This window comes from Pseudomonas agronomica, from assembly GCF_025917275.1.
GTDB lineage: Bacteria > Pseudomonadota > Gammaproteobacteria > Pseudomonadales > Pseudomonadaceae > Aquipseudomonas > Aquipseudomonas agronomica.
On sequence record NZ_JAOSHO010000222.1, the window covers coordinates 1 to 8,149 of the forward strand.

At 62.0% G+C, this 8,149-nt stretch carries 7 protein-coding genes; 3 read left to right on the forward strand and 4 right to left on the reverse strand.

What is annotated here, in order from left to right:
- Nucleotides 1-49: 49 nt before the first annotated feature.
- From OC610_RS16255 to OC610_RS16270, 4 genes are all read right to left on the reverse strand, one after another.
- Nucleotides 50-547 (reverse strand): GNAT family N-acetyltransferase, encoded by a 498-nt coding sequence (locus tag OC610_RS16255; RefSeq protein ID WP_264429033.1) that lies wholly within the window; start codon nt 545-547, stop codon nt 50-52.
- On the reverse strand, nt 544-1,182 hold the full coding sequence (locus tag OC610_RS16260; RefSeq protein WP_264429035.1) for a LysE family translocator: 639 nt from the start codon (nt 1,180-1,182) through the stop codon (nt 544-546). The genes OC610_RS16255 and OC610_RS16260 overlap by 4 nt, the downstream gene beginning before the upstream one ends.
- Nucleotides 1,183-1,200: 18 nt before the next feature.
- On the reverse strand, nt 1,201-1,617 hold the full coding sequence (locus OC610_RS16265; RefSeq protein WP_264429037.1) for an NUDIX hydrolase: 417 nt from the start codon (nt 1,615-1,617) through the stop codon (nt 1,201-1,203).
- A gap of 215 nt (nt 1,618-1,832) precedes the next feature.
- Entirely contained in the window at nt 1,833-3,200 is a 1,368-nt protein-coding gene (locus OC610_RS16270) for an HD domain-containing phosphohydrolase (protein ID WP_264429038.1), read from the reverse strand.
- A 227-nt stretch (nt 3,201-3,427) separates the two neighbouring features.
- Here OC610_RS16270 and OC610_RS16275 point away from each other — a divergent pair, with 227 nt between their 5' ends.
- The 3 genes from OC610_RS16275 to OC610_RS16285 form a co-directional block, all read left to right on the forward strand.
- A complete protein-coding gene (locus tag OC610_RS16275) occupies nt 3,428-5,719 on the forward strand; it encodes an EAL domain-containing protein (protein WP_264429040.1) in 2,292 nt (763 codons plus the stop codon).
- Nucleotides 5,716-7,590: an EAL domain-containing protein gene (locus OC610_RS16280; RefSeq protein WP_264429042.1), complete on the forward strand. Its 1,875-nt coding sequence runs from the start codon at nt 5,716-5,718 to the stop codon at nt 7,588-7,590. Before OC610_RS16275 ends, OC610_RS16280 begins: the two co-directional genes overlap by 4 nt.
- Before the next feature lie 40 nt (nt 7,591-7,630).
- Nucleotides 7,631-8,149 (forward strand): cytochrome-c peroxidase (locus OC610_RS16285; protein ID WP_264429044.1); only part of this gene is annotated, 519 nt, incomplete at its 3' end.

Consider the following 8,149-nt stretch of genomic DNA (forward strand, 5'->3'; position numbering starts at 1 on the left):
AGCAAGCTCCCTCGCCACAAAAGCTCTATTACTCAGATCTGCGGCGAGTTCAAAGTTCAAGCCACATATGGACCTTGTCGAAGTACTCGTCCCCCACGCGAATCGCCATCGGCTCAAGGCCATACAGCACGAAACCGCAGCGCTGGTAGAGCTTGATGGCCGGCTCGTTGCCGGCGGTGACGGTCAGTTGCACCAAGCGCAGGAAGGCATGGCGACGGGCTTCGTCGAGGGCGGCCTGCATCAGGCGTTCACCCAACCCACCGTGGCGATGGGCCTCGATCACGTACATGCCGAACAGCGTTGCCTTGTGCCGCCCCTTCAGCCGCGGCTCCAGGGCCAGGCCGACGATACCGACCAGCTCGTCCGCCACGAACGCGCCGAGGATCACTTCGAGCCGGCTGGTCAGGCGCGATTCCCACCAGTTGATGGGCAACGCTGCCCGTTCGCTGGCGCTGGAGGTGAAGGCCTGTGGATGAAATTCATAAGCCTGGAGCATCAGCTCGCGATAGGCCTGGGCATCACCCGCTTTCAGTCGTCGGATGCTCACGCCGAACGCCGTTGCTCAAGCATCAGCCGCACCGCCAGCGCGCCGAGTACGAAACCCATGAAATAGCGCTGCGCGGCCAACCAGGTCGGGTTGTGGACAAACCATGAGGCGATGCCGGCGGCGAACAGCGCGATCAGCAGGTTGACGCTGAAACTGACGCTGATCTGGGTCAGCCCGAGGATGATGCTCTGGGTGAACAGCGAGCCATGTTCCGGGCTGATGAACTGCGGGAAAACCGAGAGGTAGAACACCGCGATCTTCGGGTTCAGGGCGCTGGTGAGAAAACCCATCGAGATCAACTTGCGGGTCGAGTCAGCCGGCAGTTGCTGGGCCTCGAAGGGTGAGCGCGCGCCGGGTTTCACGGCTTGCCAGGCCAACCACAACAGGTACAGCGCACCGGCCCATTTCAGTACTTCATAGGCCATGGGCACCGCCAGGAACACCGCCGTCAGCCCCGCTGCCGCCGCGAACATGTGCACAAAAAAGCCCGCCACCACACCAAGCAGAGACGTGACGCCGGCCTTGCGGCCCTGGCAGATTGAACGGGAAATCAGGTAGATCATGTTCGGGCCGGGCGTGAGCACCATCAACAGCGCGGCGGCGGCGAAAATCAGCAGGTCCGGCAAGGGGATCATGGGGCGTCACTCCTTGGATCAGCAGGTCGCGAGGCAATGGGCTCGATAAAACGGCAGGATCACTTCGCCTGTCAATGGCGCCAGCAGCAAATCGTTGCTGGGTGTTGGGTCGACCCAACGCACTTCTTCAATCTCGGCGGCAGGCGAAACCGTCGCATCGGTCTCCAGCAAAAACACCTCGGCTTGCACGATGAACCCCGGCTCATTGGCGGCCGGAGCGCTGAACTGTCCCAGGTGACGGGCCTGGGCCGGATCGATCTTGAGCCCGAGTTCTTCGTCCAACTCCCGAGCCAGGGCCTGGACCGGTTGCTCATGGGCCTCGATCTTGCCGCCCGGCTGCATGAAGGCCCGGGTGCCGCGCTTGCGCACCAGCAAGGTCCGGCCGTCCGGGCCGATGAGCAGGGCGGCGGCGATGCGGATCAGGGGGATGGTCATGTTTTACAGAACCTCGGGCAGAAATTGCCGGGGAGATTACAGCTCGCGGCGGGGGGGAGCAAAGCCTGGGCTCGATCTCCAATGCGACACAGTTCCCCTGTGGGAGCGAGCTTGCTCGCGATAGCGGAGTATCAGTCAGAGATTTTTCAACTGACCCACCGCAATCGCGAGCAAGCTCGCTCCCACAGGGAACCCATCGGCTGGCAGATTTTTATTCACCCCAACATCGGCTTCGGCGCCGACGGGTCGGCCTCTTCCTCGGGGATCTTGACGAACACGCTATACCGCGCCCCTTCCATCGCTTCGAAGGCGATGAGTTTTTCGATCAGCGGGCCGCTCATGACCTTGCCGGCATTGAGCAGCAGCATGCCGTTGTCGGCGTTGAGGTTGCGGGCCAGGACCATGCCGGCCGCCAGCTCGCGGGTGGTCACGACCTGCACCGTCGGGTCGGACAAGGTCACGTCTTCCAGATATTCGGCACACGCCTTGATGAAATCCTCGATCATGTCCGGGTCGTACAGCTTGCCGGCGTATTTGCGGATATAGACCAGCGCTTCGTCGCTGTTCATCTGCCGCTCCAGGATCAACCCGCGCTGCAGCTCGATGAAATCCACCGCCAGCTTCAACAGCCGCGAGCCGAACGGAATGGCCTCGCCGCGCAGGTGATCGGGGAAACCGCTGCCGTCCCAACGCTCCTGGTGATGAAGAATGATCCGCGCAGCATCCTTCATCGGGTCGAGCGTCATCAGCAGCGACTCGCTCTGCTTCGGATAGGCGCGGTACAGCTCCAGTTCGGTGTGGTGCAGCATGTCGGCGGGCGTGACCATCATGTTGTCGGTCCAGCTCAGCTTGCCGATGTTATAGAGCGCCCCGGCCATGGTCAGGTCGCGGTCGGTGGACTCGTCGAGAAAATTGAGCCGGCTGTAGACGCGGAGCAGCTCGATGATTTGCCGGTTGGTCTGCTTGGCCTTGGGCAGGCGCAGGTTGGCGATCAGCGAGAACACTTCGGTGCCGGTCACGTAGCTGCGCTTGAGCTCTTCATAGGCCAGGTCGAGCATGTCGGCGGTCTGCTGCAGCTCGGCGGTGCGCGACGCCACGCGTTTCTCCAGCGTGGCGTTGAGGGTCTTGAGTTGCTGGTTCTGCTCGCTGTTCAGCGCTTCGAGGCGCTGGCGTTCGCTTTCCGAATGCTGGTGGGCCAGGGCCTGGCGCAGGGCCTGCACCAATTCCTCGTCGTTCCAGGGTTTGCTCAGGTAGCGATAGAGCTGCCCTTCGTTGATGGCCTTGGTCATCATGTCCACATCGGCATAACCGGTGAGCAGGATGCGCAACGTCGAGGGATACAGCTTGCGGATTTCTGACAGCAGCGTGGCACCGTCCATATTGGGCATGCGCGCGTCGGTCATCACCAGGTCGACTGGCCGCTCCTTGAGAATCTCCAGCGCCTTGGCGCCGCTGTCGGCCAGCAGGATTTCATACGGCTGGCTGCGCAACAGCCTGCGCAGGCTGTTGAGAATCGACTCTTCGTCATCGACCAGCAACACCGTCGGCTTCGTGACCGGAACGTTCGACGATTGATCTTCCATTGACATCCCCTCCCCATTGACGACAACCGTTCTACATTACCCCTGAAAGACAGGCTAGTAGATCGCGAATATTTAGACACAATTTGCCACTACTCACCTCACGCTTCCGATGAGCCGACTATGCTGTACCTCATGAAGGGCCAAGTACAGGCCGAATACTCATGCCAGCGAAAGGGATATCCGATGTTCCCACGGTTCTGTAGTCCGCGTTTCGACGGTATACGGCCATGAGCCTGCCGTCGGAACGATCCAATCGGCGAATATTAATTGTCGATGACACCCAGACAATTCATGAGGATTTTCGAAAGATCCTCAGCCCCGACACAATCCCCGAAGACAGCCTGAGCAGCGCAGAAGAAGCCTTGTTCGGCGCACCGGTGGCGGTTTCCAGCCAGAGTTTCGAGCTCGACTCGGCCTTCCAGGGCATGGAAGCCTTGAACAAAGTCGAGACATCCCTGGCCCAGGGCAAACCCTTCGCCATGGCCTTTATCGATATGCGCATGCCGCCGGGTTGGGACGGCCTCGAAACCATCGAGCGGCTGTGGCGCGTCGACCCCAAGCTGCAAGTGGCGCTGTGCACCGCCTATTCGGATTATTCCTGGGAAGACATCGCCGATCGCCTCGAACTGGGCGACCGCCTGCTGATCCTGAAGAAGCCCTTCGATGCCATTGAAATCCGCCAGATGGCCAGCACCTTGACCGTCAAATGGCAGATGACCGAAGACGCGGCGCTGAAGATGGACATGCTCGAACGGGCCGTGGAGGAACGCACCCGCGAGCTGGCCGACGCCAACATCATCGTGCAGAACAGCCCGACCATCCTCTATCGCCTGCGCGGCGAGCCGCCGTTTCCGTTGATGTACATCTCCCACAACATCACCAAGTTCGGCCATGTCGCGGCGCAACTGATCGACTCGCCGGATTGGGCGCAAACCCTGATCCATCCCGACGACCAGGGCAAGGTCGACGAAGCCATGGTCCGCGTCCTGGACCGCGACAACGCCGGCGCCTCCATCGAATTTCGCATGCGCACCGGCGACGGCACGTTCCGCTGGGTCGAGAACCGCTACATTCCTGTGCGCAACGAGCAAGGCCTGCTGCTGGAAGTCGAGGGCATCATCCTCGACATCACCGAGCGCAAGGTGGCCGAGGAGAAGATCGCCCTGCTGGCCCGCACCGATGGCCTGACCGGACTGGCCAACCGCGCCACCATGATCGAGCGCCTGCACCAGGCCTTCGCCGCCGCCCGTCGGGGCGCGGCGCCGTTCGCGATGTTCTATCTGGACCTGGACCACTTCAAGCGCATCAACGACACCCTCGGCCACCCGATCGGCGACCTGTTGTTGCAGGAAGTCGCCGCGCGCATCAAGGCCTGTACCCGGGAGAACGACGTCGTCGCGCGCCTGGGCGGTGATGAATTCGCCATCCTGCAACTCGACGTCCACGAAGCGACCCACTGCGCTGCGCTGGCGGCGAAGATCCGCGACACGCTGGTGGCGCCCTATTCCCTGGACGGCAATGACGTGCGCATTTCCGTGAGCATCGGCATCAGCCTGTACACCCCGCAGAGCCCGAGTGCCGACAGCCTGATGGCGCAGTCCGACATGGCCCTCTATCGCTCCAAGGAAAAGGGCCGCAATCAGTATCATTTCCACAACGAGGAAATTAACCAGGAAGTGACCGACCGGGTCGCCCTGGCCAATGACCTGCGCCAGGCCATCGAGAACAACGAGCTGCACCTGCACTACTTGCCGGAAGTCGACCTCGGCACCGGGAGGATCCTCGGCATGGGCGTGCAGGTGCGCTGGAACCACCCAGAGCGCGGCTGGCTGGAACCGGCGGCGTTCATGCCGGCCGCCGAGAAAACCGGGATCATCATCGGCCTCGGCCACTGGGTACTCGACCAGGCCTGCCAGCAGATGCGCCAATGGCGCGACCAGGGCATGGCGCCGCCGGTGATCGCCATCGACCTGTCCCTGACCCAGCTCAAGACCGGCCCCGAGCTGATCTACGACGTGCTGCGCACCACCGCGCGCTGGGAACTGGCGCCCTGGGACCTGCGTTTCGACGTCACCGAAGCGACCCTGGCCCAGACCAAATGGACCCACAACGACGTGCTGCCACGCCTGTGTGAACTGGGCGTGCAGGTCGCCATCGATGATTTCGGCACCGAATATTCGTCGTTCGATTACCTGAAGACGTATCGGGTCAACCACCTCAAGCTCGCCCAGCGGTTTCTCGACAGCGCCAGTGACGACCCGGAAAACGCCTCGACCTTGCGCGCGATCCTCAACTTCGCCCGGGACGTGGGCATTGGCATCATCGCCGAAGGCGTCGAGACCCAGGAGCAACGCACCACACTGATGTCCAGCGGCGGCCCGATGCAAGCCCAGGGGCATTATTTCAGCACCGTGGTGGACAGCGGCCAGGCCGCCGAGCTGCTCAAGGCCGGGACCATCATTCCCGTGGCGGACCACTGGACCCGGCCGGCCAGCCAGCTATCGGAGAGCAACCCATGAACCCCATGTCGGTACCCGCCAATCGGCGAATCCTCGTGGTGGACGACACACCCGCCATCCATCAGGATTTTCGCAAGATCCTCAGCCCCAGCGCTGGCAATGACGACTCGCTGGACGACACCGAGAGCCTGTTGTTCGGCACGCCCCAGGTCAATCGACTGCAGTTCCAGATCGACTCGGCCTACCAGGGCGAGGAGGCGCTGGAACTGGTCAAGCGCGCCCAGGCCGAGGGCCAGCCCTATGCGCTGGTGTTCGCCGACATGCGCATGCCGCCGGGCTGGGATGGCCTGCAGACCATCGAACAACTCTGGAAAGCCGACCCGCGCTTGCAGATCGCCCTGTGCACGGCGTTTTCCGACTACTCGTGGGAAACCATGTCCGAGCGCATCGAGTTCGACGATCAGTTGCTGATCCTCAAGAAACCGTTCGATACCCTGGAAATCCGCCAGATGGCCAGTGCCATGACCTGGAAATGGCAGCTGGCACAGGACGCGGCGAGGAAGATGCGCAGCCTGGAGCGCACGATCGAAGAGCGGGTCCAGGAGTTGCTCAAGGTGTCCCACCTGCTGCAATACGACGTGCTTACTGAACTGCCCAACAGCATGTTGCTCGGCGATCGCCTGACCCAGGCCTTGGCCCAATGCCGTCGCCATGACCGGCAATTGGCGGTGATGTTCATCGGCCTCGACCGCTTCAAGCGCATCAACAACGCGCTGGGGCATCCGGTGGGCGATGAAATGCTCAAGCGCGTGGCGCGGACGCTGGCGTCCATGGTGCGTGAATCCGACTCGGTGTTTCGCTACGGTTCCGACGAGTTCGTGGTGATCCTGGGCGATATCACCGACCCGCAAATGACCAAGGGCGTGGCGGAAAAACTGCTGGCGGCGATCAACTCCCCACACCCCATCGACGGCCACGACCTGACGGTCACGGCGAGCCTGGGTGTCAGCGTGTATCCGGCCGACGGCTTCGACGCCGTGGCGTTGATCAAGAAAGCCGAGACGGCGATGCGCAACGTCAAGGAAAACGGCCCCAACGATTACCGCTTTTTCACCGAAGACATGAACCGCCGGGCGCGGCAGCAGCAGACCATCGAATCCGGCCTGCGCCTGGCGCTGCAACGCAAGGAGTTCGTGCTGCACTACCAACCCAAGCTCGACCTGGCGAGCGGCAAGGTGGTTGGTGTCGAGGCGCTGGTGCGCTGGAACCGGCCCGACCACGGCCTAGTCTACCCGTCGGATTTCATCCCGGTGGCCGAGGACAGCGGCTTGATCGTGCCGCTGAGCCAATGGGTGCTACAGGAAGCCTGCCAGCAGGCTTGTCGCTGGGAGGCCGAGGGCATGCGGCCGCTGTACCTGTCGGTCAACGTCTCGGCCATCGATTTTCGCCAGCGCGGTTTCGTCGACGGCATCGCCCGTACCCTCAAGGAAACCGGCCTGGATCCGACACAGTTAGAACTGGAGATCACCGAAAGCGTGCTCATGCAGAACATCGACACCACCGTTGCCACGCTCAAGGCCATCAAGCACTTGGGCATCCGGCTGGCGATCGATGACTTCGGCACCGGCTATTCGAGCCTGAGCTACCTGCAGAAATTTCCGGTGGATGTGTTGAAGATCGACCAGTCGTTCGTCGGCGACCTGAGTATCGACAGTAACGACGCCAAGCTGGTGAGCACCATCATCAGCCTGGGCAAGAGCCTGAACCTGCACATCATCGCCGAAGGCGTGGAGACCCGGGACCAATTGGAATTCCTGAAGATCCACCAGTGCGAGGAAGTGCAGGGCTATTACTTCAGCAAGGCCGTGGAGCCGCAAGCGTTCAGCCAATGGATGGCCGAATGGGAACAACGCCCGAACCCGTTTTCGTAAGCGCCAGAGTTCATAAACCCAGTTTCAAGGAAAGCACCCCATGGCGTCACACGGATTGATTCTGGCTCTCGGCCTGCTCGTGGGATTGAGCACGGCCGCTCACGCCGAGCCACTGGACGAACCGCTCAAGCCGCTGCCTCCCGTTCCGAACCTGGACCCCAAGCGGGTCCAGTTGGGCCAACGGCTGTTCAATGACCCGCGGCTGTCGGTCAATAACACGCTGTCCTGCGCCAGTTGCCATCGCCTGGACAAGGGCGGGGCCGACGACAAGGCGCTTTCCCTGGGTTTCGACGGCAAGCCGGTGGAAGTCAATACGCCCACCGTGTTCAACGCCAGCCTGAACTTCCATCAGTTCTGGGACGGTCGCGTCGACACCCTGGAAGAACAGGTGCACATGGTGGTGATCAGCCCGACGGAAATGGGCAGCACCTGGGAAACGGTGGTCAAGCGCATCGCCGATGATCCTGACTATGCCAAGGCGTTTTCCAGCGCCTATCCCGACGGGGTCAACGAACCGAATATCCGCAGCGCCCTGGCCGACTATGAACGCACCCTGGTG